Genomic DNA, 24,176 nt, shown 5'->3' with positions numbered 1-24,176 from the left:
ACTCAGGGACGCCCAAGCGCGTCCTACAGAAAGACCAAAACAGTTTGCTTCGTATCTTTGTCCTTCGCCGGCCTGGTGGTTCTAGCGAGGAGCTTCAACCCGATCCCATCCCGAACTCGGCCGTTAAACTCCTCAGCGCCAATGGTACTATGGCTTAAGCCCTGGGAGAGTAGGTCGCTGCCAGGCCTGCAAAGGACAAAGACTCCTCATCTACGATATCAATACAAAAACGCCGCTTCCTTCGGGAGACGGCGTTTTTTGTTGTCTGGTCCGCTGGCCAATCGGCGCAAACTCATCATCACGGATCATCGTAACCGCGGCTCCAACGCAGGTGCTCATCGCAAGAGCCGAGCGCCGAGAGAGCGCATGCGCGCGCAACTCAGAGGGGCGATAGAGGCTTCTGCAGAATATTACCGTTACCGCTGAACCTTTCTTTTCCAATGCGAGACTTAGTCGGGATATCTACCGATAGGAACTCGGCATGCATTTCGTTTTTCGTCCCGTTGTCGCGCTGACCCTGGTTGGTGCGACTTTTTGTTTTGCTATACCGGCCAGCCAGATCGCCTTGGCGCAGGCATCGAAACCAGAAGCGTCCGCCGCCAAGCAGCTAGCTCTCAGTGAAAAGCAGGTGGTGGCGTTGCTCGCAGCGCAGAAAGATCTCGACGGCTTTGTCGCCACTCCCGGAACGAACGCAGCGGTCCTTGCCCAGATCGATGGCGTCGCCAAGAAGCATGGTTTTGCAAATTACGCCGAGTATACGATCCTGTTCGACAATATCGGTCTCGCAATGGCGGGCATCGATCCGAAGACGAAGACCTATGTGGGGCCGGTTGCCGTGATCAAGCAGAAGATTGCCACCGTTCAGGCGGACAAGAGCCTCTCAGCCGAAGACAGGAAGGAGGCGATCGACGATCTCAATGCCAAGATGGCGTCGCCACCGCTAGCTGTCGAAAACAAGGGCAATATCGATCTCGCGATCAAGTATTACGACAAGCTCGCCGTCGCGCTGAAGGACGACTGATCGTCGGAATGGCGGCCTGCGTTGTTGGTCGTACATGCACCATAAGCGGGTAATGGGCGGAAGATCGGCAACCGAGCAGCCGGGGTAAGGGACGACCGGCCGCTGCGATCATTCAGCCACGATTCAGCTGCAGCGTTCCATCCTCTACCAACCGGGCTCGTTGAACCGGTTTCGCTCCGCGATCGACTTTCCCTGGTCGCTCCAATTTGCCGAGGAGATCTTCATGCGTTCCATCCTTCGCCCCGCCATCGCCGCCCTGACCATCGCAGGCCTTGCGACGATTCCCGTCACTGGCGCTGCATATGCGCAGGCGCAGAAACAGCCCGCCGCAAAACAGACGCCGCCCACGCCGGCACCCACCGCAGCTCCCGCACAAAATGCGCCGGCGCCAAAGCAGATTGCGCTGACTGACAAGCAGATCGAGCAGGTGCTGGCCGCACAGAAGGATCTTGATGCGGTGACCGCAAAGCTGCCGCAGCAGGCGCCAGACAAGCCGGATCCCAAAGTGGTCGCGCAGCTCGATGACGTCGCCAAGAAAAACGGCTTTGCGAACTACGGCGACTACAACGACGTCGTCGAAAACATCATGCTGGTGCTGGGCGGCTTCGATCCGCAGACCAAGAAATATGTCGGCCCCGAAGTGGTCTTCAAGCAGCAGATCGCGGCCGTGCAGGCCGACAAGAAGATGCCGGCCAAGGACAAGAAGGCCGCGCTCGCCGATCTCAACGCCGCGCTTAAATCGCCGCCGCCAGCAGTCGAGAACAAGGGCAATATCGACCTCGTCGGCAAATATTACGACAAGCTGGCCGCAGCGATGCAGAACGACGAGTAAGTCCGCCATTGCCATCGCACGGCTTGGACTTCTGAAGATCGGGGCCGCAGTGCGGTCCCGATTGTCGTTGGAAGGCAGGCCAACGCTACGAAATAACGCCTTGGCGTGCTCCGAATTGTTGTCTAAGCCCTCTTTATTCCGGCTTTCACGAGCCTTTCACTGACGCGGGAGACCGACATGTCGAATCCGAAAGAAGTGCCCGCCCTCCCGCTGAAGGGCTACAGCCTGTTGGACTTCCAGCCCGATCCGACCGTGGTCGGCATCTCCTTCGACACCGAGGCGGGTGTGTTCATGTTCGTGGCCACCAAGGAAATCCTCGACATGCTCGGCCAGGCTTTTATCCACAAGGCCGCCTCAATGCCGTCGCGCGAGCAGAGCTGAGACAAAGCTGTTTGCCACTCCGGAATCGGGTGGCGAATGGCTGAAGATCGTCGCAAACTCCGGACCTCACCACATCGGATGCTGATGCGATCGATGGAGGCTCATATGACCGACGTTCAGTTCACTCTCTTCGACACCGCCATCGGCCGTTGCGGCATCGCATGGGCCGATCACGGTATCGTTGCTGTGCAATTGCCGCAGCCGGACGAAAAACAGACCCGCGTGCGCATCAAGCAGCGCCATGCGGATATCGTCGAAGCTGCACCGCCGCCGGCGGTACAGGCAGCCATCGACGGTATCGTCGAACTGATGACCGGCAAGCCGGTCGATCTTCTCGATATCGATCTCGATCTCACCGACGTCCCCGAATTTAATCGCAACGTCTATGCGATTGCCCGCCAGATCCCGCCGGGCGCAACGCTGACTTATGGCGATATCGCCAAGAAGCTCGGCGGTGTCGAACTGTCACGCAATGTCGGGCAGGCGATGGGGCAAAATCCGTGTCCGGTGATCGTGCCGTGTCATCGGGTGCTGGCTGCCGGCGGTAAGCCGGGCGGATTTTCGGCCAATGGCGGCGTCGAGACCAAGCTCAAGATGCTCGCCATCGAGGGCGCGTATGTGAATCACACGCCCTCGCTGTTCGACTAGATCTGCCGCAAGATCGCCGCAGGCCTGACGCAGGATTTTCGCAAGCTGACGTGAAATTGCGTCAGGTCGCTTTTCGGTTCTAACCCTTTGGCGGAACGGAGATCTTCACCGATTCCCGTTGCAACATCTTGTTGTGGAAAGCGTCGAGTTTCGGAAACGCCTTGCGCCATCCGCAATCCGGGAAGCGGAAGTCGGCATAACCGAGCACGCAGACGAGCGCGATCTGCGCCGCATCCATCGGACGCGTCAGAATGTCCGGATGATTTTCGAAACGTGTGAGCCCCTGCCATGCGCGATCCCACTGATCGTCATACCAGGCCTGCCACAACAGCTCTTTCGGGCGCACGCCGACTTCGTAGCGGCACAGCAGCATCGCATCCGTCATGCCCTGCAGCATCGAATGCTCGCTCTTCACTTTCCAGCGCGCCGGACCCGCGGCCGGGATCAGCTTGTTGCCGCCGGCGAGCTCGTCGAGATATTCGGTGATGACATATGAATCCACGATGACATTGCCGTCATCGAGGATCAGCGCCGGCAATTTCCTGACCGGGCTGATGTCATGCGAATAGGTCTCATTCTTCTGCGTCGGTGCGACCGAGGCGGGCGTGAGTTCGATCTTGTCGATCAGTCCGAGTTCGATCGCCGCGATGCGCACCTTGCGCGCAAAGGGCGAACCCGGAGAAAAAGTCAGCTTCATTTTTGGTCCTTTACTCAGTTCTATTGGTCGTCATTGCGAGCGCAGCGAAGCAATCCAGTCCTTGCTTTGTGGCCTTCTGGATTGCTTCGTCGCTTTCGCTCCTCGCAATGACGAGGAGAGTGATGCGCCTTAAGCCGCAACCACTTTCTGCTTCTGCTCGCCGAGCTTCTCGATGCCGAGCGTCATGACGTCGCCGACTTCGAGGAATTTCGGCGGCTTCATGCCGAGGCCGACGCCGGGTGGCGTGCCCGTGGTGATGATGTCGCCGGGCATCAGCGTCATCATGCCGGACAGATACGACACGATCTGCGGCACATTGAAGATCATGGTCGCGGTCGAGCCGGTCTGGCAGCGCTTGCCATTGACGTCGAGATACATGCTGAGCTTGTGCACGTCGCCGACTTCATCTGATGTCACCAGCCACGGGCCGAGCGGGCCGAACGTGTCGTGCGACTTGCCCTTGGTCCACTGGCCGCCGCGCTCGATCTGGAAGAAGCGCTCGGAAACGTCATTGCAGACGCTGTAGCCGGCGACATGCTTCAGCGCATCGGCTTCGGTCACATATTTGGCTTTGGTGCCGATGACGATGGCGAGTTCGACTTCCCAGTCGAGCTTGGTCGAGCCGCGGGGCTTTTCCACATCGTCATTGGGGCCGCACAGGCTGTTGAGCGCCTTCATGAAGACAATGGGCTCTGACGGAATCGGCATGCCGGATTCCGCCGCATGATCTGCATAGTTCAGGCCGATGGCGATGAATTTCGGCTTGCCGCCAACGGGCGAGCCAATGCGCGGCGAGCCGCTTACGGCAGGCAGCGACGCCGGGTCGAGCGCAGCGAGCTTGGCAAGATTGGCAGGCGCAAATGCATCGTCAGCCAGATCCTTCACCTGGCCGGAGAGGTCACGCAGCTTGCCGTCCTTGTCGATCAGTCCCGGCTTTTCGCTGCCGAACGCGCCGTATCTTACGAGCTTCATTGTCGTCTCCCTTGGGGCTTGCCTGAAAGGTTGTGGAACAGGGCGCGGGGAAATTCAACCGCGCGACTGAGAGGTCAGAGCCGCAAAAATCAGTGCTGCAGCGCGGCAAATCTGAAAGCATCGCCCTCGCGCATGATGCGGCCGGCACCGAAGTGACCGCCGATCACCAGTGTCGGCGTATCCGCAAAACGCGAGAACAATGCGCGCCGCGATACGGCGGATTGCAGGGGATCGGCATCCGCCGTGGACGACCAGTCGAGATGCGCCATCTGCACCGGATGATGTGCGGCGTCGCCGGTCAGCAGCGCTTCCCCGCCTGCGGATTTGATATGCACGCTCATATGGCCGGGGCTGTGGCCCGGTGTCGGGATCAGCGTGATCTCATCCGAGAGTTGCGCATCGCTGGCAACGAGATCCATCAGCCCGGCATCGGCGATTGGCTTTACGGAATCGTTGAACACGGCGAGATGCGACGCCGTATCGCTATGCGCCGCCCAGTAGTTGTATTCGTGCTGTCCGAACACATAGCGTGCATTCGGGAATGTCGGCGTCCATTGGCCAGCGACCAGTTTCGTATTCCAGCCGACATGATCGACATGCAGATGGGTGCACAGCACCGTGTCGATGCTGTCAGGCGCGAAGCCGGCTGCTGTCATGTTCTCAAGGAACGGCGTGTGCAGGTCATTCCACGTCGGAACTGAACGGCCCTGCTTATTGTTGCCGAGACACGTATCGACGACGATGCGCTGCGTCGGTGTTTCCACGACCAGCGCATGGATCGACATTTTCAGCCGGCCTTCAGGAGTTGCAAATTCCGGCATCAGCCACGGCAGCGCATGGACCTCATCGGGGCCGACCTGCGGGAGAATGAAGCGCGTGCTGCCAATCGTCTCGCCTTCGATGATCTGCGTGATCCTGACCTTGCCGACCGTCCATTGCATCAGGCGTTCACCCCATTGTTCTTTTTAGGGCTGGAAAGATGCGGGTTTCCGGCGTGGCGCGCAATGGATCATCTCGCGGGGATGCGCGTTGTCAGAGTGGAACACCGGGCCCTGCAGCGAGGAGCGTGCGATGCCAGAACTAGCGATTTCATCCGAGAAAGTGGGCTTTCTGATCGAGAAGGCGCGGCAGTTCGATGCCAAGGATATCGCCTCGGATCCCGATTCTGGTTCGAGCGGCGCCGACGACGACATGATCGATGTGCTTGAGGACAATGGCGAGGATCCCGTGGCGCGGGAAATTGCGGGCTTCATCAGCGCGCTCACCGAGGACGAGCAGGTCGATCTCGTCGCCCTGATGCGGCTGGGACGCGGCGACGCCACTATCGAGGAATGGAGCGACTTGCGCCGCGAAGCCGCGGAGGGCCGCAACGGGCGCACAGCGCGCTATCTGCTCGGCGAGCCTTTGCTCGGCGATCTCCTCGCCGAAGGCCTGGAAGAATTCGGCGTTGATTGGTCGAACGAGCGCACCACGCCGGTTCACTGATCGCGTAATCAAACCGCGTAACTCAAAAAGAAAAGGCGATCGGCCGTGCAGCCGATCGCTTTTTTGCGTCTTGAGATGCTGTCGACTTACATCGTGCCGGGGAAAGCACCGCCGTCGAGCACGATGTTCTGGCCGGTGATGAAGCCGGACTTCGAACTGCACAGCCAGGCGCAGGCCTGACCGAATTCATCGGGATGACCGAACCGGCCCGACGGATTTTCGGCGGCGCGCTTGGCCAGGATTTCGTCGACCGAAAGACCTGTGGCCTTGACCTGTCCGGCGGCGACGCCCTTCAGGCGGTCGGTGTAGAACGGGCCGGGCAGCAGGCCGTTGATGGTGACATTCGCACGCACGGTCTTGCGCGACAGGCCGGCAATGAAGCCGGTGAGGCCGCTGCGTGCGCCGTTGGACAGGCCGAGCACATCGATTGGCGCTTTCACGGCGGCCGAGGTGATGTTGACGATGCGGCCGAACTTGCGCTCCATCATGCCGTCCACCGTCGCCTTGATCAGCTCGATCGGGGTCAGCATGTTGGCATCGATGGCCTTGAGCCAGTCGTCGCGGGTCCAGTTGCGGAAATCGCCGGGCGGCGGGCCGCCGGCATTGTTGATGAGGATGTCGATCTGGCCGGCTGCCTTCAGCGCAGCTTCGCGGCCTTCGACCGTGGTGATGTCACCGACGACTTCCGTGACCTCGACGCCCGGATAGGCCTTGCGGATATCGGCAGCGGCTGCCGCCAGCACGTCGCCGCCGCGTGCAGTCATCGTGACATGCACGCCTTCTGCGGCCAGCGCTTCGGCGCAACCACGGCCGAGGCCCTTGCTGGATGCGCAGACAAGCGCGCGGCGGCCTTTGATTCCAAGATCCACGATATCACTCCTGAAGTTGTCGAACTGGCGAAGAAAAGAGGGGGCCAGTCTAGCCCGTCGCAAGCGGCCTGATAAGGGCGCCGACGTCAGAGCCGATGCGCGCGTTTCCATTGCTCGATGGTGGCGGTCACGTCCGGCGGCAGCGATTTGACGCCCTTCTGTCCGGCCAGCGACAGCAGGGGCCGCAGCTGCGACCCGGTCATATAGGCCGGCTGCCTGTCGGCCGGCACAAGCTGGTCGAAGATCAGCACCAGCGTCACCGCGATCAGGCCGACGCGAACGGCGCCGAGCAAAGCGCCGCCGAGCCTGTCGCCGATGCCGATCTCGTGGCCGATCATGTCGTTGATCGCCATGCGCAGCAGCGAGCCGAGCACGATGCCTGACACCAGGAAGTTCGCGAAGAACAGCAATGAATTTTGCGTGGTCGAAGCGGCGGCGCTGCCGGACAGTTGCGGCGCGATCAGCCCGGTGATCCAGACGGCGATCGGCATCGCCAGCAGATAGCCCAGAATGGTCACGGCGCTGCGCAAGAGGCCGGCGCGGAAGCCGATGACCATGGCGACGATCAGGCCGACATAAACGACGACATCGAAATGTTCATCGCGGCTTCGTCCCCATGCGGCAATTCCGCGTCAAAGAAATCGGCGGAGCGCGGCGGTTTGCGATCGCGGCAAGGCCGGGTATCACTAGGGCAAAATCAAAGGGAAATGCCATGTCCGGGATATTCGACGTCAGTAAAGAAACCATCCTTATCACCGGAGCCTCGCAGGGCCTCGGCCGACAATTTGCGCGCGTGCTGTCCGCGCATGGTGCAGCTGTGGTGCTCGCAGCGCGGCAGATGGGCAAGCTAGAGAGCCTGCAGAAGGAAATCACGGACAAGGGGGGCCGCGCTGTCGCGGTGTCGATGGATGTCACCGACAATGCCTCGATCGCAAGCGCGTTCGATGCCGCTGAAGCTGCGCTCGGGCCGGTCAGCGTGCTGATCAACAATGCCGGCATCGCGGTGGAGAAGATGGCCATCGATCAGACTGAGGCGGATTGGGACGCGGTCATCGGGGCCAATCTCAAGGGCGCCTATTTCGCGGCGACCGAAGCCGCGCGCCGCATGATCGCGCATAAAGTGGAGGGCAATATCGTCAATATCGCTTCGGTCCTCGGATTCGGGCTGACCAAGGCGGTGTCGCCTTATGCAATCTCGAAAGCCGGCATCGTGCAGGCGACCAGGGCACTGGCGCTGGAACTCGCTGCGCACCGCATTCGCGTCAATGCGCTGGCGCCGGGCTATATCGATACCGACATCAACCATGCCGCCTGGGACACGCCCGTGGGCGAGAAGCTGATCAAGCGCATCGCGCAGCGCCGGGTCGGTCATGAGAGCGACCTCGACGGTGCCATTCTGCTGCTGGCCTCGCAGGCCTCGCGCTACATGACCGGCAGCACCGTGACTGTGGATGGTGGATTTCTGCTGAACTAGGCCGCCAGAGGGCGTCCAGCGGGTCTTTGAAGGCTGTTTGGCTCTGTGCGGTCCGTCACTGGGCCGGACTGTGCCGAAACAAGGCAGATTGGCGCGTTTCCGGACCGTCATAAAAGCGCAAAAAGATCGCCGCAGCCCCTTTCCAAAGCAGGCTGGCATTGGTACATACCCCTCGCACCGAGGGCTTTGCCCCGGTTGCCTTCTCAGGAAGCCTCCGGACTGGGATCGATCGACGCCTTGGCGTTGGCCGACTTCGTTTCGTCTCTGGTTTTCCGAAAGGTTTGGCGCGGGGTGGAGCAGCCCGGTAGCTCGTCAGGCTCATAACCTGAAGGTCATAGGTTCAAATCCTATCCCCGCAACCAAACCAAAAAACAAAGCCCAGCAATCTCAATGGATTGCTGGGCTTTGTTTTTTGATGCTGGAATTGGCACCAGTAACATCAATCATTAGCCTGTAGGCTCAGGTCACCCCGCAACCAATTGCGGAATGCAAAAACGCTACGCGAACGGCGATGATGGCGTAGTCCTGCGTGTCAGGGAGGCGGGCTCGAGAAATGCTTGGCCTTACGGATCGTTGACGCGCAATCCGATCATCCCTGGCGTCGAACAGCGGGGGAGGCCACCCTCTGCTGATTATCATATGCGGCTTGAATATGGTCCTATGGCTTCGTCTTCCTCCAACGGTAGCGATCGTGAAGGTCGGCAAGCAGCTAGATTTCTGTGATCCCAGCGGTCGAGCTCCTCCATGTCGATGTCGGGCGGGCGGCCCATAATCGGAAAGTCGAGATTGTCGCCGCTGAGTGCGTTGCCGATTTCCTGCTGGTTGCTGGTTGCTGGTTGCTGGTTGCTGGTTGCTGGTTGCTGGTTGACAGCTTGACGCCGACGTTCGGGTAGAGCTTCGAAAATTCGGAGATCGTGAATGGTGCAGAATATTTCGAGGTGTTGACAGCGCCGATCGAGATCCGGCCGGCGATCTTGCCCATCATCATTTCCAGTGAGGTTTTGCAGTCCGCGATCGCGGCCTGGATACGCTCGGAGAGCGACTAGCACCTCGCGCCCGGCGTCGGTCAGTATGCCGTCGCTGCGGCGCTGAAATCAGCGGCAGGCCTTCCAATGCCGGCAGATTGCGCATTTGCGGCGTGACCGCGGCGGGCTGCGTCAGATGCAGTTTTGAGCCGCAGCCGTGACCGAGCGATCGCGGTGAACGGCGGTCAGCGCGCAACTGGCGAAGGGTCAATTCCCGCAGAAACCGGCCCACCATCGTCAACACCTCTATAAGGAAAACTTTGTCCCAGCCAAAGATAAGAATATTTTACTAATTCTGCAAACTGGGATGTTGTTGGTGCGCGGACGGCCGAACGGCACGACGCTTTGAAAATGGCCCCGCAGAGGGCAGCGATGAGGGAACGGCTATGGATGAACGCGTGACATTGCGTTCGCATCTCGATCGCGCGGGGGCGAAGACGCCGAACCGGCTTGCGATCGCCGCCGTGATCGAGGGAATCGCCGCTGCATCCATCGACCTTGCCGACGTCATTGCCGACGGCCCGCTGGCCGGCATTACGGGTCGTCTCAGCGGCGTGAATTCCGACGGCGACGCGCAGAAGGACATCGATCTTGTCGCGGACAGGATGATGCGCCGCGCGCTGCTCGTGACCCCCGTCGCCGCCATTCTGTCGGAAGAGGCAGAATTGCCCGAAATCCTCGATGTCGCCGCGCCGCTCTGTGTTGCGATCGATCCGCTGGATGGCTCCGCCAATCTTGAGAACAACATCTCGGTCGGAACCATTTTCTCGATCCGTCCGCGCGGCAACGATGCGGTTTCCACCTTCTTCGAGCCCGGCACAGCCCAATGCGCCGCGGGCTTCGTGGTCTACGGTCCCCAGACCACGCTGGTGCTGGCGCACAACGGGCGTGTCGACATCTTCATCCTGGACCGCCGCGCGCGTGAATTCCTGCTCGTCGCACAAGGCGTCAGGATTGCGCCCAATACGCCGGAATTCGCCATCAACGCGTCGAACCGGCGGCACTGGCACGGTCCGGTGCGGACCTATATCGACGAATGCCTGGCCGGCATTGGTGGCGACGGCGGTGCCGATTTCAACATGCGTTGGATCGGCTCGCTGGTCGCCGAGTCACTTCGCATTCTCGTCCGCGGCGGCGTGTTCCTTTATCCGGCCGACGCGCGCCCCGGATACCGCGAAGGGCGCCTACGCCTTTTATACGAAGCACACCCGATGGCGTTGGTCATGGAGTGGGCCGGAGGCTCCGCAACCACCGGCCGTCGCCGCATCCTCGAAGTCTCGGCGCGAACACCGCACCAGCGCGTGCCGCTGATCATGGGCTCGATGCGCGGCGTTCGCGACGTCGCCGCCATTCACGAAGGAATCGAGCCGATGTTCGACAATAGCGACGCGCCGCTATTTGCGCGGCGCGGCCTGTTTCGCTGAGCCGGAGATAGAGCAAAATGTCGCGCAGCTATCCCATTATATCGATCACGGGTTCGTCGGGCGCCGGCACCACCTCGGTGAAAAAGACGTTCGAGAACATTTTCCGTCGCGAGAAGGTCGCTGCCGCCTATATCGAGGGCGATGCGTTTCATCGGTACAACCGCGTCGAGATGCGCACGAAGATGCTGGAGGAAGGCGAGAAGGGCAACAAGCACTTCAGCCACTTCAGCCCGGAAACCAACCTGTTCGAGGAGTTGGAGAAAGTCTTCCGCGACTACGGCGAATCCGGCACCGGCACCGCCCGTCATTACGTGCACGACGAGGACGAAGCCAAATTATACGGTGCGGCACCGGGGACCTTTACCGAATGGGGCCCGCTGCCGGACAAGTCCGATCTGCTATTTTACGAAGGCCTGCATGGCGCTGTGGTGACCGACAAGGTCAATATCGCCCAGCATGCTGACCTCAAGGTCGGCGTCGTTCCCGTCATCAATCTGGAGTGGATCCAGAAGCTGCATCGCGACCGCAAAGATCGCGGTTACACGCAGGAAGCCGTCACCGACACTATCCTGCGACGGATGCCGGACTATGTGAACTACATCTGCCCGCAATTCGCCGAGACCGACATCAACTTCCAGCGTGTGCCGACGGTCGACACCTCGAACCCTTTCATCGCGCGGTGGATCCCGACGCCGGATGAATCGATGGTGGTGATCCGGTTGAAGAATCCGCGCGGCATCGATTTCCCCTATTTGCTGTCGATGATCCCCAACAGCTTCATGTCGCGTGCCAACTCGATCGTGATCCACGGCTCGAAACTGGATCTGGCGATGCAGCTCATCCTCACCCCGCTGATCCTGCAATTGATGGAACGCAAAAGGCGCACGGCATGAATATTCAGAGTCCCGCTCCCCAGATGGATCACGCGACCGTTCCGCACGCGGATATGGCGAATGCGATTCGCTTTCTCGCGATCGACGCGGTGGAAAAGGCGAAGTCGGGCCATCCCGGCATGCCGATGGGTATGGCCGATGCGGCGACAGTGCTGTTCTCACGCTTCCTCAAATTCGATGCCGCCGATCCGTCCTGGCCAGACCGCGACCGCTTCATCTTGTCCGCCGGCCACGGCTCGATGCTGCTCTACGCGCTGCTGCATCTGACCGGATCGGCGGAGGTGACGCTCGATCAGTTGCAGTCGTTCCGGCAATGGGGCTCGAAGACACCGGGCCATCCCGAATACGGCCACACCGCGGGCGTCGAGACGACCACCGGCCCGCTCGGCCAGGGTTTAGCCACGGCGGTCGGCATGGCCTTGGCCGAACGCCTGATGAATGCCCGCTTCGGCGACGGTCTCGTCGATCACTACACTTACGTCATCGCCGGCGACGGCTGCTTGATGGAGGGCCTCAGCCACGAGGCGATCTCGCTGGCGGGACATCTGCGACTCAATCGTCTGATCGTGCTGTTCGACGATAACCAGATCTCGATCGACGGCGCGACCTCGCTGTCGTGTTCGGACGATCAGCTTGCGCGCTTCGCTGCATCGGGATGGTCGGCCTGCCGTGTCAACGGCCATGATCCCGAGGCCGTGGCCGCGGCCATTGCACGGGCGCGCGACAACGACCGCCCGTCGCTGATCGCGTGCCGCACGGTGATCGGCTTCGGCGCGCCAAATCGGCAAGGCAGTGAGAAGGCGCATGGCGCGCCACTGGGCGCGGACGAGATCGCGAAGACGCGCGACGCGCTGCACTGGCCGCACGCACCGTTCCACGTTCCCGATGCGGTGGCGCGACAATGGCGCGCGGTCGGCGCGCGCGGACAGACGGCGCATGCGGAATGGGCGGGGCGCGTTGCGCGTCTGGACAGCGCTGTGCGGGACTACTTTCAGGACGCGCTGAAGGGCCAGCTTTCCGGCGGATACGACGCTGTGCTGGCCAAGATTCGCGCCCATTTCTTGCTGGAGCGACCGAAGATCGCCACCCGGCAGGCCTCGCAACTCGTCATCGATGTCATCGCCGATGTCCTACCGAATCTGCTCGGCGGATCGGCTGACCTCACCCATTCGAACCTCACGCGCGCCAGGATGCAGGCGCCGATCCAGCACGATGCCTTCGACGGCAGCTATGTCCACTATGGCGTTCGCGAGCACGCCATGGCGGCAGCGATGAACGGCGTCGCTTTGCATGGCGGCCTCATTCCCTATGGTGGCACCTTCCTGTGCTTTGCCGATTACAGCCGCCCTGCGATCCGGCTGGCCGCGTTGATGGGCATCCGCGTCATTCACGTGATGACGCATGACTCGATCGGTCTCGGCGAGGACGGCCCGACCCATCAGCCGGTCGAGCACCTGGCTTCCCTGCGCGCGATTCCGAATCTGCTGGTGTTCCGTCCCGGCGACGCCGTCGAGACCGCCGAGGCCTGGGATTGCGCGTTGCGGACGCCCCATGCGCCGTCGGTGCTCTGCCTGTCGCGCCAGGCGCTGCCTGTGTTCCGCGATGGCATCGATTCCACCAATCGGGTCGCGCGCGGTGCTTATGTCGTCATCGAGCCGGAAGGTGGCCGCGACGTCACCCTGATCGCGACCGGCTCCGAAGTGTCGATTGCGATTGTTGCGGCAAAGCTGCTTGCCGATGACGGCATTCGGGCCGCGGTGGTATCGGCGCCGTGTTTCGATTTGTTCCGACAACAGCCCGGCGACTATCGGGCCGCGATTCTCGGCAGTGCTCCGCGCGTCGGTGTCGAGGCCGCGATCGAGGGCGACTGGGCGCGCTGGCTTTGCGATGGCGGTGAGTTCGTCGGCATGACCGGATTCGGGGCCTCGGCGCCTGCGGATGATCTGTATCGCGAATTCGGTATCACCGCCGCGGCGGTCGCAACGGCGGCGATGCGCTGCATTGCCCGCTCGCGCATCGCTGCCGCCGAATGAGTTGTTCGGGACAAGACAACGAAATGGAGGACCTATGGCACGCATTACCCTGAGGCAGTTGCTGGATCACGCCGCCGAACATGGCTACGGCGTACCGGCCTTCAACATCAACAACATGGAGCAGGGCCTGGCGATCATGGAGGCCGCCGCCGAGGTCGATGCGCCGGTCATCATCCAGGCGTCGCGCGGCGCACGCTCCTACGCCAACGACATCATGCTGTCGAGGATGATCGACGCGCTGGAGGAGATGCATCCGCAGATCCCGCTCTGCCTGCACCAGGACCACGGCAACGAAGAGTCCACCTGCGCCACCGCGCTACAGCACGGCTTTACCTCGGTCATGATGGACGGTTCGCTGAAGGCCGACGCCAAGACCGCCGCTGACTACGATTACAACGTCGACATCACGCGTCGCGTGGTCGATATCGCGCACTGGATCGGCGCCTCCGTCGAAGGCGAGCTCGGCGTACTCGGTTCATTGGAGCATGGCGGCGGCGAGCAGGAGGACGGCCACGGTGTCGAGGGCCAGGTCAGCCACGACCAGTTGCTCACCGATCCGGATCAGGCCGTCGATTTCGTCCGCGCCACCAAGGTCGATGCGCTGGCGATCGCGATGGGGACTTCGCACGGCGCCTATAAGTTCTCGCGCAAGCCGGACGGCGATATTCTCGCCATGACGGTCGTCGAAGAAATTCACCGCCGGCTGCCGAATACGCATCTGGTGATGCACGGCTCGTCATCGGTGCCGCAGCCGCTGCAGGACATCTTCAATCAATTCGGCGGCGAGATGCCGCAGACCTGGGGCGTACCGGTCGAGGAAATTGTGCGCGGCATCAAGCACGGCGTCCGCAAGATCAATATCGACACCGACTGCCGGCTCGCAATGACCTCCGCCATCCGGAAGGTTGCCGAGCAAACCAGAAGCGAATTCGATCCGCGAAAATTCCTGAAACCGGCGATGGATGCGATGCGCGACCTCTGCCGCGAACGCTTCGAACAATTCGGTACCGCGGGCCACGCCGCGAAGATCAAGGTGATTCCGCTGGCCGAAATGGCGAAGCGTTATCGCAGTGGCGTGCTCGACCCGAAGATCGGCAACATCGCGCAAGCTGCCGAGTGAACAGACCTTATTCCATCCGGTGACGCCGGATCCAAACGAGGAGGCCACCATGAATGAACATGCTTCGATCACGATCCGCGGCAAGGATCGCTACAAGTCCGGCGTCATGGAATACAAGAAGATGGGCTATTGGGAGCCCGATTATGTCCCCAAGGACACCGACATCATCGCATTGTTCCGGGTGACGCCGCAGGATGGCGTCGATCCGATCGAGGCTTCGGCAGCAGTGGCCGGCGAATCCTCGACCGCGACCTGGACCGTGGTGTGGACCGATCGCCTCACGGCTGCGGAAAAATACCGCGCCAAGTGTTTTCGGGTCGATCCGGTGCCGAATTCGCCCGGCCAGTACTTTGCCTATATCGCCTACGATCTCGACTTGTTCGAGAACGGCTCGATCGCCAACCTATCGGCCTCGATCATTGGCAATGTGTTCGGCTTCAAGCCGCTGAAGGCTCTGCGATTGGAAGACATGCGGCTTCCGGTCGCTTATGTGAAGACGTTCCAGGGCCCGGCCACCGGCATCGTGGTCGAGCGAGAGCGTATGGACAAGTTCGGCCGCCCACTGCTTGGCGCGACTGTGAAGCCGAAGTTGGGTCTGTCCGGTCGTAACTACGGCCGCGTCGTCTATGAGGCGCTGAAGGGCGGGCTCGACTTCACCAAGGACGACGAGAACATCAACTCGCAGCCCTTCATGCATTGGCGCGAGCGTTTTCTCTATTGCATGGAGGCGGTCAACAAGGCGCAGGCGGCGTCCGGTGAGATCAAGGGCACCTATCTTAACGTCACCGCCGGCTCCATGGAGGACATGTACGAACGCGCCGAATTCGCCAAGCAGCTTGGCTCCGTCATCATCATGATCGACCTCGTGATCGGCTACACTGCGATTCAGTCGATGGCGAAATGGGCGCGCAAGAACGACATGATCCTGCATCTGCACCGCGCGGGACACTCGACCTATACGCGGCAGCGCAATCACGGCGTCTCGTTCCGCGTCATCGCCAAATGGATGCGGCTCGCCGGCGTCGATCACATCCATGCCGGGACGGTCGTCGGCAAGCTCGAAGGCGATCCGGCGACGACGCGCGGCTATTACGACATCTGCCGCGAAGACTACAATCCGATGCGGCTCGAACACGGCGTGTTCTTCGAGCAGAACTGGGCCAGCCTCAACAAGATGATGCCGGTCGCATCGGGCGGAATCCATGCCGGCCAGATGCATCAGTTGCTCGATCACCTTGGCGAAGACGTCATCCTGCAATTCGGTGGCGGCACCATCGGCCATCCGATGGGTATCCAGGCCGGCGCCACCGCCAACCGCGTCGCGTTGGAAGCGATGATCCTCGCTCGCAACGAAGGCCGCGACTACCTGCATGAAGGCGAGGAGATTCTTGCCAAGGCGGCGATGACCTGCACACCGCTGAAGGCGGCGCTCGAGACATGGAAAAACGTCACCTTCAATTATGAATCCACTGACATGCCCGACTACGCCCCCACCGCCAGCGTCTCGCTGTAAGGAGTACGATCATGCGCATTACCCAGGGCTGCTTCTCGTTCCTGCCCGATCTCACTGATGAACAGATTTCAAAACAGGTGCAGTATTGCCTCGCCAATGGCTGGGCCGTGAACATCGAATTCACCGACGATCCGCATCCCCGCAACAATTTCTGGGAAATGTGGGGCCTGCCGATGTTCGATCTGCGCGACGCCGCTGGCGTGCTGATGGAACTGACCGAATGCCGCAAGGTGTATGGCGATCGCTACATCCGGCTGTCGGCGTTCGACTCGAGCCATGGCTGGGAATCGGTGCGGCTCTCCTTCATCGTCAACCGTCCGAAGGAAGAGCCAGGCTTCCGGCTCGAGCGGCATGAAATGGAAGGCCGCAACATCCGCTATACGACCAAATCCTATGCCGTCGATCGACCCGAAGGCCAACGCTACGGTGGGTCGTGAACACGCTGACGGTGGTTGATAGCGCCGGCGACGTGTCGCCCACGACGCAGGTCGATCTGCGCCGTGAGTTCGACGAGGTCGGCATCGGCGAGGTGCTCGATCAGCTCGATCGTGAATTGATCGGGCTGAAGCCGGTGAAAACGCGGATTCGCGAGATTGCTTCGCTGCTGCTGATCGAACGCATCCGCAAGCGCATGGACTTGGCGTCGGGCAACCCGACGCTGCACATGTCGTTCACAGGCAATCCCGGCACCGGCAAGACTACAGTGGCGCTGCGCATCGCCAGCATCCTGCATAAACTGGGTTTCGTGCGGCGAGGGCAGGTGGTGTCGGTGACGCGCGACGAACTGGTCGGGCAATACATCGGCCATACCGCGCCGAAGACGAAGGAGATCCTGAAGAAAGCGATGGGCGGCGTGTTGTTCATTGACGAGGCCTATTACCTGCATCGGCCTGATAACGAGCGCGATTACGGCCAGGAGGCGATCGAGATCCTGCTGCAAGTGATGGAATCCCAGCGCGAGGATCTGGTGGTGATCCTCGCCGGCTACGGTGACCGCATGGACAAGTTCTTCGGCAGCAATCCCGGTTTCCGCTCGCGCATCGCCCACCACATCGATTTCCCCGACTATGCCGACGACGAATTACTCGCCATTTCCGAATTGATGCTCGGGGATATGAACTACAAATTCAGCGCCGATGCGCGCGCAGCGTTCGTCCGCTACATCGCGCTGCGCAAGACCCAGCCGCTGTTCTCCAACGCCCGTTCGATCCGCAACGCGCTCGATCGCATGCGGCTGCGTCAGGCCAATCGGCTTGTCGCCGATCTCGACCGCGTGCTGAGCGTCGACGACATCATGTCACTGGAGGCTTCGGATGTGCTCGCGAGCCGGGTGTTCTCGAACGGCTCTGGCGGGTAATGGCGCCCGACCGAACACGCTGCCGACTAGTCGAGGTCTATTTTGGTGACCTTCGGTCTCTCTGGCAGCGCGGCTCAAACGAAAACACCAACAGATTTCTGCGCCAATGTCTTCCGCGTGGCACTGATCTGTCCCTGCATAGCCAGACCAGGCTCAGCGCAATAGCATGGCAGCTCAATGAAACGCCGTGAAAGAGACATAGCTCTATCAAACCCCAGCTGAGAAGTTTGCAGAATGTGTTGCAGCGATTTTCGAGGAAGGCAAGATCGACCTAAGGGAGAGCCGGCGACATTCTGAGCGACACGGTGGTGGCAACGAGCATCTCGTTTCGCGAGACCAGATCGGGAGGGGATTTCGCGCCCCACAATGCGTCGATGCAGCAGTTGGTGATTACTCTAGAGGTATGCTCGCATTCAATACTGCGACTGGCACGATCCTCACAATAATGACAGATAACGTTGTGACCGCATCAACTATTCTCCTGGCGATGTCGGCAGGACTAATCGCACCAAAAATGCTTTTCGACAGCGCGGTTAGCACGTTGCTCAAGGAGAGAAGCGGCCGGTGATTGCTGGCGCGATATCAACTGGATACTTATGCTGGCTAGAGCGCTTTAGTGACGGATTCTGGCGCAAAGCGGACGCTTCGGTCATCGATGCATAATTTGTTTGAGGAATGCACGGGTTCGATCCTGTTTCGGATCCGAAAAAAAACCGGCCGGCGGGCCTTCTTCGATGATCCGGCCGGCGTCCATGAACACCACGCGGTCGGCGACCGTGCGTGCGAAGCCCATCTCGTGGGTGACGCAGACCATGGTCATCCCTTCGCGGGCGAGGCCGACCATGACGTCGAGTACCTCCTGGATCATTTCCGGATCAAGCGCGGAGGTAGGCTCGTCGAATAGCATGATCTGCGGTTTCATGCACAGCGCACGCGCGATGGCGACGCGCTGCTGCTGGCCGCCGGAGAGCTGGCTCGGATATTTATCGGCCTGTTCGGAGATCCGTACGCGCTCAAGAAAATAGCGCGCGACCTCGTCGGCTTCCTGCCTCGTTGCGCCGCGGATCTTGCGTGGCGCGATGGTGAGGTTCTGCAGCACGGTCAGATGCGGAAACAGGTTGAACTGCTGGAATACCATGCCGACATCGCGGCGGACCACGTCGACATTGCGCGTCGAGTGATCCAGCTCGACGCCATTGACCATGATGCGGCCGTCGCGATGTTCTTCCAACCGGTTAATGCAACGGATCATGGTCGACTTGCCGGACCCCGAAGGCCCGCAGATCACGACGCGCTCGCCGCGCGCCACCGTGAAGTCGATGCCCTTGAGCACCTGGACGTCGCCATACCATTTGGTGACGCCGGACATCTGGATGATCGGCGCGGATGTATCCGCAGGCGCTTGCTCCATGGTGCTCTCCGAAACGTTACTCATGACGCCATCCAGCCGCCATCGACGAGAATGTTTTCGCCCGTCATGAAAGTTGCCTCGTCTGAGGCCAGAAATAGCGCTGTATTGGCGACGTCGTCGGGACGGCCCAGCCGCGGCATCGGCGTGCGGCTGGTGGAGTAGTCCATCCAGCGCGGCTCCGCGGCGCGGCCTGGTTTGCCGGTGACGATCTTGCCGGGCGCGACTGCATTGCAGATGATGTGATCCTTCGCGTAGTCCGCCGCGATCTGCCGCGTCATGTAGACGACCCCGGATTTGGAGGTGCCATAGGCGATGTCTTCCGGGCAGGCGATCATGCCGTGTTGCGAGGAGATGTTGACGAGGCGGCCGCGGGTCTCATTGCGAATATCCTGCGTCAGCATCTGGTTGACGGCGGCGCGCGACATCAGGAATACGCCAGTGAGATTGACCGCCAGCGTCCTGTCCCATTCGGCGAGGCTGGTGTCGGTCAGACGCTTGCCGGTGCCGATGGCGGCGTCGTTGACGAGCACGTCGAGGCGGCCGTAGCGCGCAACGGTCTGTTGGACGGCGCGGACGGTGTCGTCCTCCGAGGCGACGTCGATCTGGATGAAATCGACCTCATAACCGTCTGCACGCAGCAGCTCCAATGTCGGAGTGCCGCCTTCGCGCACGTCCATGGTGAGATCCGCGAGCATGAGCTTCGCGCCCTCGGCAGCAAACCGGCGGGCGATGGCGCGGCCGATGCCCGAGGAGGCGCCGGTGATCAGAACCGACTTTCCAGCCAGACGTTTGCTCAAGCGGGTTCTCCTGCCTGCGGCAACCAGCCGAGATAGTCGCGCGCCGCATCTTCCAGATGATACTGAGGCGTGAAGCCGGCATCCGCGGCCAGTCGCGCAATGTTCAGCGGCGCACGGTCCTTCGGCAGGCCGTAGATCACGTTGCCCTCCGCCTCGATCTCCGCCATCCGCCAGCGGAATCCGGGCATGTGCGTCGCTATGATCTCGCACCATTGTGGCAGATCGGACAGCACACCGCCGCTGACGTGATAGGTGTGGTGCTTCAGCGCGTCGGAGGCGCTCACCCTCGCGACGCCGAGGGCAGCGTCACGGGAATAGATCCAATCGCCGGCCATGCTGCGCGGGAGAATCGCTTCACGGCCGTCGAAGGCCATACGGAGCACCTGATAATGCGGGCTCAGCGCATCGCGGACACCGGTCTGCAACTCCCATGGGCCAAAGACCGGCCCGAGCCGAATCACGCGCACATCGAGCTTGTGGAGGTCGGCGATCCGCAGCGCCGCCTGTTCCGATGCAAGCTTTGTGATGCCGTAGAGCGCGGCTGGCGCCGGCGGCGACAAATCCTCCTCGAACAGGCCCGACGCGGCCGGTTGCGAGAAGCCGTACACTGCGACCGAACTGAGCACGGTGACGCGCTTGATGGCGGCCCGCAATGTTACGCGTTCGAGCAGATTGACGGTGCCGCCGATATTGACGTCGACGATCTGGCGCGCAGCGTCATGCTCGCGCTGGGCATTCGGCGTCATCGCGGCGGTGTGGATCACGCGGTCGATGCCGGCCGTGTTCAACGCGCGGTCGACGTCGTCGGCGTTTGTGACATCGCCGGTGACCAGCGTAGCGCCGGCAAGCTCGGCGCGCATCAGCATGTCGTGGCCGGGGGCTGAGAGGTCGAACAAGATAACGGTCTCGCCGTCGGCGATCAGGCGTTCGGCGAGCGCGAGCCCGATGAAACCGCTGCCGCCGGTGATCAGTGTGGCCATGTCAGCGGGCTTTCAGTGCTTGCCGCTCCAGCCGCGCCACCCAGCGCGCGAACGGATACAGGATGACGAAGAAGATCACGGCAGCGGCCATCAACGGCGTCGGGTTGTAGGTCTGCTCCTGGGCGACGCGGGCCGAGCGCAGCAGTTCAGGCAGCGCGACCAAGGCGGCAATTGGTGTCGCCTTGACGAGTTCTAGCGAATTGCTGGCGAGCGGCGCCAGCACGTTGCGGATCGCCTGCGGCAGCACGATGGAGAACACCACATGCAGCGGCTTGAAACCGAGCGCCCGGGCAGCCTCGGTCTGGCCGTGGGGCACGGACAGGATGCCGGCGCGGAAGATCTCGCCATAGTAGCCGGAATTGTTGAGAACGATGGCCAGCACCGCTGCCGTGAAGCCGCCGAGCGTCAGGCCGAGAAACGGCATGCCGTAGAAGATCAGGATCAGCAGCACGACAACGGGGAACGACCTGAACAGATCAATATAGATCAGGAGAGCGACATTCACCCAGCGGTTCTTGAAACTATAGAGCACCGCGATGGCAAGCCCGGCCAGAATGCCGAGTGGCAGCGCGACAATCGACAGCCAGATCGTGTAGATCAATCCCTGCAGCAGCAGCGGATAGACCCGCAGCAGCGAGTCCCAGTTGGCGAAGTTGTCGAGGAAATCCTGCATGAGACCCGCTCACCGCCCCGTGCTGGTACGATATTCGATCCACCGGCTGGCGATCACCAGCGGAAGAAAGAAGGTGAGATAGAAAGCGGCGGCCAGCGTCAGCGGCGAGGGATTGGCGACCAGCGCCATCACGCTCTGCGCCTGTCCGAGCGTTTCCGGCAGCGACACCGCGGTGCCGAGCGCTGTGCCCTTGCTGATGGAGATGGCGCGGTTGGTCAGAAGCGGGATCGCGAGGCGAATGGCCTGCGGCAGGATGATGGTGACCAGTGTCCGCAGCCGGCTGAAACCGAGTGCGCTGGCGGCGTCCCATTGTCCGCTCGGCAGCGCCATGATTGCCGACCAGAAGATCTCGGTGGAAAAGGCCGACAGCACCATGCCGAGGGCCAACACAGTGGTCGCGAAGGGGGACAGCGCCGGGCCCAGATAAGGCAGGCCGAAATAGATGAAAACGATCACGACCAGCTGCGGCAGCGTGCGCAGCACATCCACATAGGTTGTGATGGCAAAATTGACCGGGCGCAGGTTCGCACATCGCACCAGCGCGAGCAGCAGGCCGAACAGCGTGCCGCAGACAATGACGAGCAGCGAGACGATGACAGTCGTGCGGAAGCCCGCGAGCACCTGCGGGAAGGCAGTCGCGATGACCTGGGCGTTGAAGTAATATTCGACGATCCGATCCATTGGGTCTCCGCTCCAAGAACTGGATCGGAGCGGTGCCGATCCAGTTCTGGCAGCTATCTTGTCAGAGCAAGTGCCTTACTGGCACTTCGGAACATGCGAGGTCGGCTCGAAACCCTTGAAGCCGGGAGGGCCGTAGCCGAAATACACTGTGTCGATGGCTGAGCCGGCATCGGGCGCCGCGCCATACCATTTCTCGTGCAGCTTGCGCAGGCGGCCGTCCAACTTCATGCATTCGATGACCGCCTCGACCTTGTTGCGATACTCGGTGTCTTCCAGGCGAAACGCATAGGCGAAGTTGCGGCCGTTGAAGTCCTTGAAACCGACCTTGATTGCCTTGTTCTGGCTGGCAGCATAGACGGTTGTCGGGATCTCATTTAGTGCTGTGAAGGCGCGGCGCGTCAGCACGGCCTGCACCGTGTCGGGAAATACATCGTAACGCTGCACTTCGAAGCCGTATTTCTCGGCATTGGCCGTGGCCCAGGTGTCCGAGATGGTGCCGCGGTTGACGGCGACGGCCTTGCCCTTGAGATCCTCGAAGCCCTTCATCTCGTCGGCGGCGCGGACGATGAAGCCGTTGCCGGTGGAGAATAGCGGCTCGGTATAGAGCATGCGCTCGGAGCGTTCGGCAGTGAGGTTGAGCGGATTGACGAGGAATTCGGCGCGCTTGGCGAACAGCGCCGCGAACAGGCCGGAGAAATTGATGTCGACGATCTCGACCTTCGGGCGGCCGAGATCTTTACCGATCTCGTTGATCAGATCCGCACCGAAACCCTCGGGGCCGTTGGGGCCGCGCACCATCCACGGCGCGACGCCGAAGTCGGACGCGACCACCATCGGTTTGTCGGAGGGATGATCGGCTTCCTGCGCGCTGGCGCCGCCGGCGAATGCCGCAGTCGACAGCATCAGCGCGAACAGCCAATCCGTGGGTTTCAGTCTCATGGGGACGTCCTTTCGGGTGCGGATGTGGTGGAGATCAGGGCGTGGGGGGATGAGTGGCCTGCCAGTGACGGGCGATGTCGCCGCGCCGGCAGACCCAGGTGTTGTCGTGCTTGGCGACGTGATCGAGGAAGCGCTGCAGGCCGGCGGCGCGGCCGGGATGGCCGATCAGGCGGGTGTGCAGTCCGACCGACATCATCTTCGGCGCGGTGGCGCCTTCCGCGTAGAGCATGTCGAAGGCGTCGCGCAGATAGACGAAGAAATCATCCGCCGTTGCCATCGCGCCGCGGCTGAACTTTGCGTCGTTGTTGGCAAGACCGTAAGGCACTACGAGATGCGGCTTGCCGAGCACACATGTCCAGTACGGCAATTCGTCGTTATAGGCGTCGGAGTCGTAGAGGAAGCCGCCTTCCTCGACCACGAGGCGCCGCGTGTTCACGCTCGGCCCATAGCGGCAATACCAGCCGAGCGGACGCTCGCCGGTGGTGCGCCTGAGGCTCTCGACGGTCTTGCGAATGCGCTCGCGCTCGTCGGCCTCGGACAGCAACGGATGCCGCTCCCAGCGCCAGCCATGAGCGCAGACGTCGTAGCCGTATTCGCGAATGGCGGCGCAGGCCTCGTCGTTGCGTTCCAGCGCCAGCGCGCAGCCCATGACCGTGGCGATCATGCCGCGCTCGGACAGAAGGCGCAGCACGCGCCAGAAGCCTATGCGGCTGCCATATTCGAACATCGACTCGGCGGCGAGGTCGCGGCCCTCGAAGCCGCCACCGCCACCTTCGGTCAGGGCTGCTTCGGTGACGCCGTCGCCATCGGCGAACGACGGCTCGGAGCCTTCTTCGTAGTTGATGCAGAAGTTGAGTGCGATTCTTGCTGCGCCCGGCCATTGCGGATGCGGCGGGGTGCGGCCGTGGCCGACGAAGTCGCGGGTGAGGTGATCATCATGCGGCATCATTG

At 61.6% G+C, this 24,176-nt stretch carries 26 protein-coding genes, 1 tRNA gene, 1 rRNA gene and 1 pseudogene; 16 read left to right on the top strand and 13 right to left on the bottom strand.

The features are described 5' to 3' along the window. Positions 1-71: 71 nt before the first annotated feature. The 5 genes from rrf to AC1DUY_RS07545 all read left to right on the top strand — a co-directional run bounded on the left by rrf (position 72) and on the right by AC1DUY_RS07545 (position 2,882). Positions 72-186 (top strand): 5S ribosomal RNA (rrf, locus tag AC1DUY_RS07565). 295 nt (positions 187-481) lie between these two features. Beyond that, positions 482-1,021, top strand: coding sequence for a hypothetical protein (locus tag AC1DUY_RS07560; protein ID WP_478113354.1), 540 nt, complete (start codon positions 482-484; stop codon positions 1,019-1,021). 223 nt (positions 1,022-1,244) lie between these two features. Then, positions 1,245-1,853 carry a hypothetical protein gene (locus AC1DUY_RS07555; protein ID WP_120288019.1) on the top strand — a complete coding sequence of 203 codons (609 nt, stop codon included), beginning with the start codon at positions 1,245-1,247 and terminating at the stop codon, positions 1,851-1,853. Between the two features lie 177 nt (positions 1,854-2,030). Next, the gene (locus AC1DUY_RS07550; RefSeq protein ID WP_068729147.1) at positions 2,031-2,234 is read left to right on the top strand and encodes a hypothetical protein; all 204 of its coding nucleotides are present in this window, start codon (positions 2,031-2,033) and stop codon (positions 2,232-2,234) included. 105 nt (positions 2,235-2,339) lie between these two features. Then, on the top strand, positions 2,340-2,882 hold the full coding sequence (locus AC1DUY_RS07545) for a methylated-DNA--[protein]-cysteine S-methyltransferase (protein WP_478113351.1): 543 nt from the start codon (positions 2,340-2,342) through the stop codon (positions 2,880-2,882). A gap of 79 nt (positions 2,883-2,961) precedes the next feature. Here the strand turns inward: AC1DUY_RS07545 and AC1DUY_RS07540 are convergent, their stop codons facing one another. The 3 genes from AC1DUY_RS07540 to AC1DUY_RS07530 form a co-directional block, all read right to left on the bottom strand. Beyond that, entirely contained in the window at positions 2,962-3,579 is a 618-nt protein-coding gene (locus AC1DUY_RS07540) for a glutathione S-transferase family protein (RefSeq protein WP_478113349.1), read from the bottom strand. A gap of 129 nt (positions 3,580-3,708) precedes the next feature. Next, complete coding sequence (locus AC1DUY_RS07535; RefSeq protein WP_175367643.1) at positions 3,709-4,551, bottom strand: fumarylacetoacetate hydrolase family protein; 843 nt, start codon at positions 4,549-4,551, stop codon at positions 3,709-3,711. A gap of 89 nt (positions 4,552-4,640) precedes the next feature. Continuing rightward, positions 4,641-5,492, bottom strand: a complete 852-nt coding sequence (locus AC1DUY_RS07530; RefSeq protein WP_478113347.1) for an MBL fold metallo-hydrolase — start codon at positions 5,490-5,492, stop codon at positions 4,641-4,643. A 130-nt stretch (positions 5,493-5,622) separates the two neighbouring features. Here AC1DUY_RS07530 and AC1DUY_RS07525 point away from each other — a divergent pair, with 130 nt between their 5' ends. Beyond that, complete coding sequence (locus AC1DUY_RS07525; RefSeq protein WP_478113345.1) at positions 5,623-6,036, top strand: DUF3775 domain-containing protein; 414 nt, start codon at positions 5,623-5,625, stop codon at positions 6,034-6,036. A gap of 86 nt (positions 6,037-6,122) precedes the next feature. Here the strand turns inward: AC1DUY_RS07525 and AC1DUY_RS07520 are convergent, their stop codons facing one another. Both AC1DUY_RS07520 and AC1DUY_RS07515 read right to left on the bottom strand, forming a co-directional pair. Beyond that, positions 6,123-6,905, bottom strand: coding sequence for an SDR family oxidoreductase (locus AC1DUY_RS07520; RefSeq protein ID WP_478113343.1), 783 nt, complete (start codon positions 6,903-6,905; stop codon positions 6,123-6,125). An 86-nt stretch (positions 6,906-6,991) separates the two neighbouring features. Continuing rightward, complete coding sequence (locus AC1DUY_RS07515; protein ID WP_478113392.1) at positions 6,992-7,531, bottom strand: CvpA family protein; 540 nt, start codon at positions 7,529-7,531, stop codon at positions 6,992-6,994. A gap of 86 nt (positions 7,532-7,617) precedes the next feature. On the opposite strand from AC1DUY_RS07515, the gene AC1DUY_RS07510 reads away from it, so the two are divergent. Together AC1DUY_RS07510 and AC1DUY_RS07505 are read left to right on the top strand one after the other, a co-directional pair. Then, a complete protein-coding gene (locus AC1DUY_RS07510) occupies positions 7,618-8,379 on the top strand; it encodes an SDR family oxidoreductase (protein WP_441230767.1) in 762 nt (253 codons plus the stop codon). Positions 8,380-8,664: 285 nt separating this feature from the next. After that, positions 8,665-8,741 (top strand) — tRNA-Met (locus tag AC1DUY_RS07505). 347 nt (positions 8,742-9,088) lie between these two features. Here the strand turns inward: AC1DUY_RS07505 and AC1DUY_RS07500 are convergent. Beyond that, positions 9,089-9,361, bottom strand: a complete 273-nt coding sequence (locus AC1DUY_RS07500) for a hypothetical protein (protein ID WP_478113341.1) — start codon at positions 9,359-9,361, stop codon at positions 9,089-9,091. A gap of 429 nt (positions 9,362-9,790) precedes the next feature. Here AC1DUY_RS07500 and AC1DUY_RS07495 point away from each other — a divergent pair, with 429 nt between their 5' ends. The 8 genes and pseudogenes from AC1DUY_RS07495 to AC1DUY_RS07460 all read left to right on the top strand — a co-directional run. Next, positions 9,791-10,828 carry a class 1 fructose-bisphosphatase gene (locus AC1DUY_RS07495; RefSeq protein WP_478113339.1) on the top strand — a complete coding sequence of 346 codons (1,038 nt, stop codon included), beginning with the start codon at positions 9,791-9,793 and terminating at the stop codon, positions 10,826-10,828. 17 nt (positions 10,829-10,845) lie between these two features. Next, complete coding sequence (locus AC1DUY_RS07490; RefSeq protein ID WP_089266048.1) at positions 10,846-11,721, top strand: phosphoribulokinase; 876 nt, start codon at positions 10,846-10,848, stop codon at positions 11,719-11,721. Next, positions 11,718-13,754, top strand: coding sequence for a transketolase (tkt, locus tag AC1DUY_RS07485; protein ID WP_478113337.1), 2,037 nt, complete (start codon positions 11,718-11,720; stop codon positions 13,752-13,754). Before AC1DUY_RS07490 ends, tkt begins: the two co-directional genes overlap by 4 nt. 34 nt (positions 13,755-13,788) lie before the next feature. Then, complete coding sequence (fba, locus tag AC1DUY_RS07480; RefSeq protein ID WP_478113335.1) at positions 13,789-14,874, top strand: class II fructose-bisphosphate aldolase; 1,086 nt, start codon at positions 13,789-13,791, stop codon at positions 14,872-14,874. A gap of 49 nt (positions 14,875-14,923) precedes the next feature. After that, positions 14,924-16,387 (top strand): form I ribulose bisphosphate carboxylase large subunit, encoded by a 1,464-nt coding sequence (locus AC1DUY_RS07475; protein ID WP_478113333.1) that lies wholly within the window; start codon positions 14,924-14,926, stop codon positions 16,385-16,387. Positions 16,388-16,398: 11 nt separating this feature from the next. Further along, the gene (locus AC1DUY_RS07470; protein ID WP_115033522.1) at positions 16,399-16,824 is read left to right on the top strand and encodes a ribulose bisphosphate carboxylase small subunit; all 426 of its coding nucleotides are present in this window, start codon (positions 16,399-16,401) and stop codon (positions 16,822-16,824) included. 5 nt (positions 16,825-16,829) lie between these two features. Further along, the gene (gene cbbX, locus AC1DUY_RS07465; protein ID WP_184519908.1) at positions 16,830-17,744 is read left to right on the top strand and encodes a CbbX protein; all 915 of its coding nucleotides are present in this window, start codon (positions 16,830-16,832) and stop codon (positions 17,742-17,744) included. 29 nt (positions 17,745-17,773) lie between these two features. Then, positions 17,774-17,946: pseudogene (locus AC1DUY_RS07460) on the top strand (IS30 family transposase); the annotation flags it as partial. Positions 17,947-18,393: 447 nt separating this feature from the next. On the opposite strand, the gene AC1DUY_RS07455 reads toward AC1DUY_RS07460, so the two are convergent. From AC1DUY_RS07455 to AC1DUY_RS07425, 7 genes are all read right to left on the bottom strand, one after another. Continuing rightward, positions 18,394-19,179: an amino acid ABC transporter ATP-binding protein gene (locus tag AC1DUY_RS07455; protein WP_199712029.1), complete on the bottom strand. Its 786-nt coding sequence runs from the start codon at positions 19,177-19,179 to the stop codon at positions 18,394-18,396. Then, on the bottom strand, positions 19,176-19,952 hold the full coding sequence (locus AC1DUY_RS07450; protein WP_478113330.1) for an SDR family NAD(P)-dependent oxidoreductase: 777 nt from the start codon (positions 19,950-19,952) through the stop codon (positions 19,176-19,178). Before AC1DUY_RS07450 ends, AC1DUY_RS07455 begins: the two co-directional genes overlap by 4 nt. Continuing rightward, positions 19,949-20,932, bottom strand: a complete 984-nt coding sequence (locus tag AC1DUY_RS07445) for an NAD-dependent epimerase/dehydratase family protein (protein WP_478113328.1) — start codon at positions 20,930-20,932, stop codon at positions 19,949-19,951. The genes AC1DUY_RS07450 and AC1DUY_RS07445 overlap by 4 nt, the downstream gene beginning before the upstream one ends. 1 nt (position 20,933) lies before the next feature. Continuing rightward, positions 20,934-21,605: an amino acid ABC transporter permease gene (locus AC1DUY_RS07440; protein ID WP_439057468.1), complete on the bottom strand. Its 672-nt coding sequence runs from the start codon at positions 21,603-21,605 to the stop codon at positions 20,934-20,936. 9 nt (positions 21,606-21,614) lie between these two features. Further along, positions 21,615-22,286, bottom strand: coding sequence for an amino acid ABC transporter permease (locus AC1DUY_RS07435; protein ID WP_439057469.1), 672 nt, complete (start codon positions 22,284-22,286; stop codon positions 21,615-21,617). A gap of 75 nt (positions 22,287-22,361) precedes the next feature. Beyond that, entirely contained in the window at positions 22,362-23,225 is an 864-nt protein-coding gene (locus tag AC1DUY_RS07430; RefSeq protein WP_478113325.1) for a substrate-binding periplasmic protein, read from the bottom strand. Between the two features lie 34 nt (positions 23,226-23,259). Beyond that, a complete protein-coding gene (locus AC1DUY_RS07425) occupies positions 23,260-24,174 on the bottom strand; it encodes an allantoinase PuuE (protein ID WP_478113323.1) in 915 nt (304 codons plus the stop codon). Positions 24,175-24,176 lie beyond the last annotated feature (2 nt).

This window comes from Tardiphaga sp. P4_G1 (assembly GCF_056401215.1).
The sequence above is the reverse complement of the archived record's forward strand: the minus strand, read 5'-3'. Positions and strand labels throughout refer to the sequence as shown.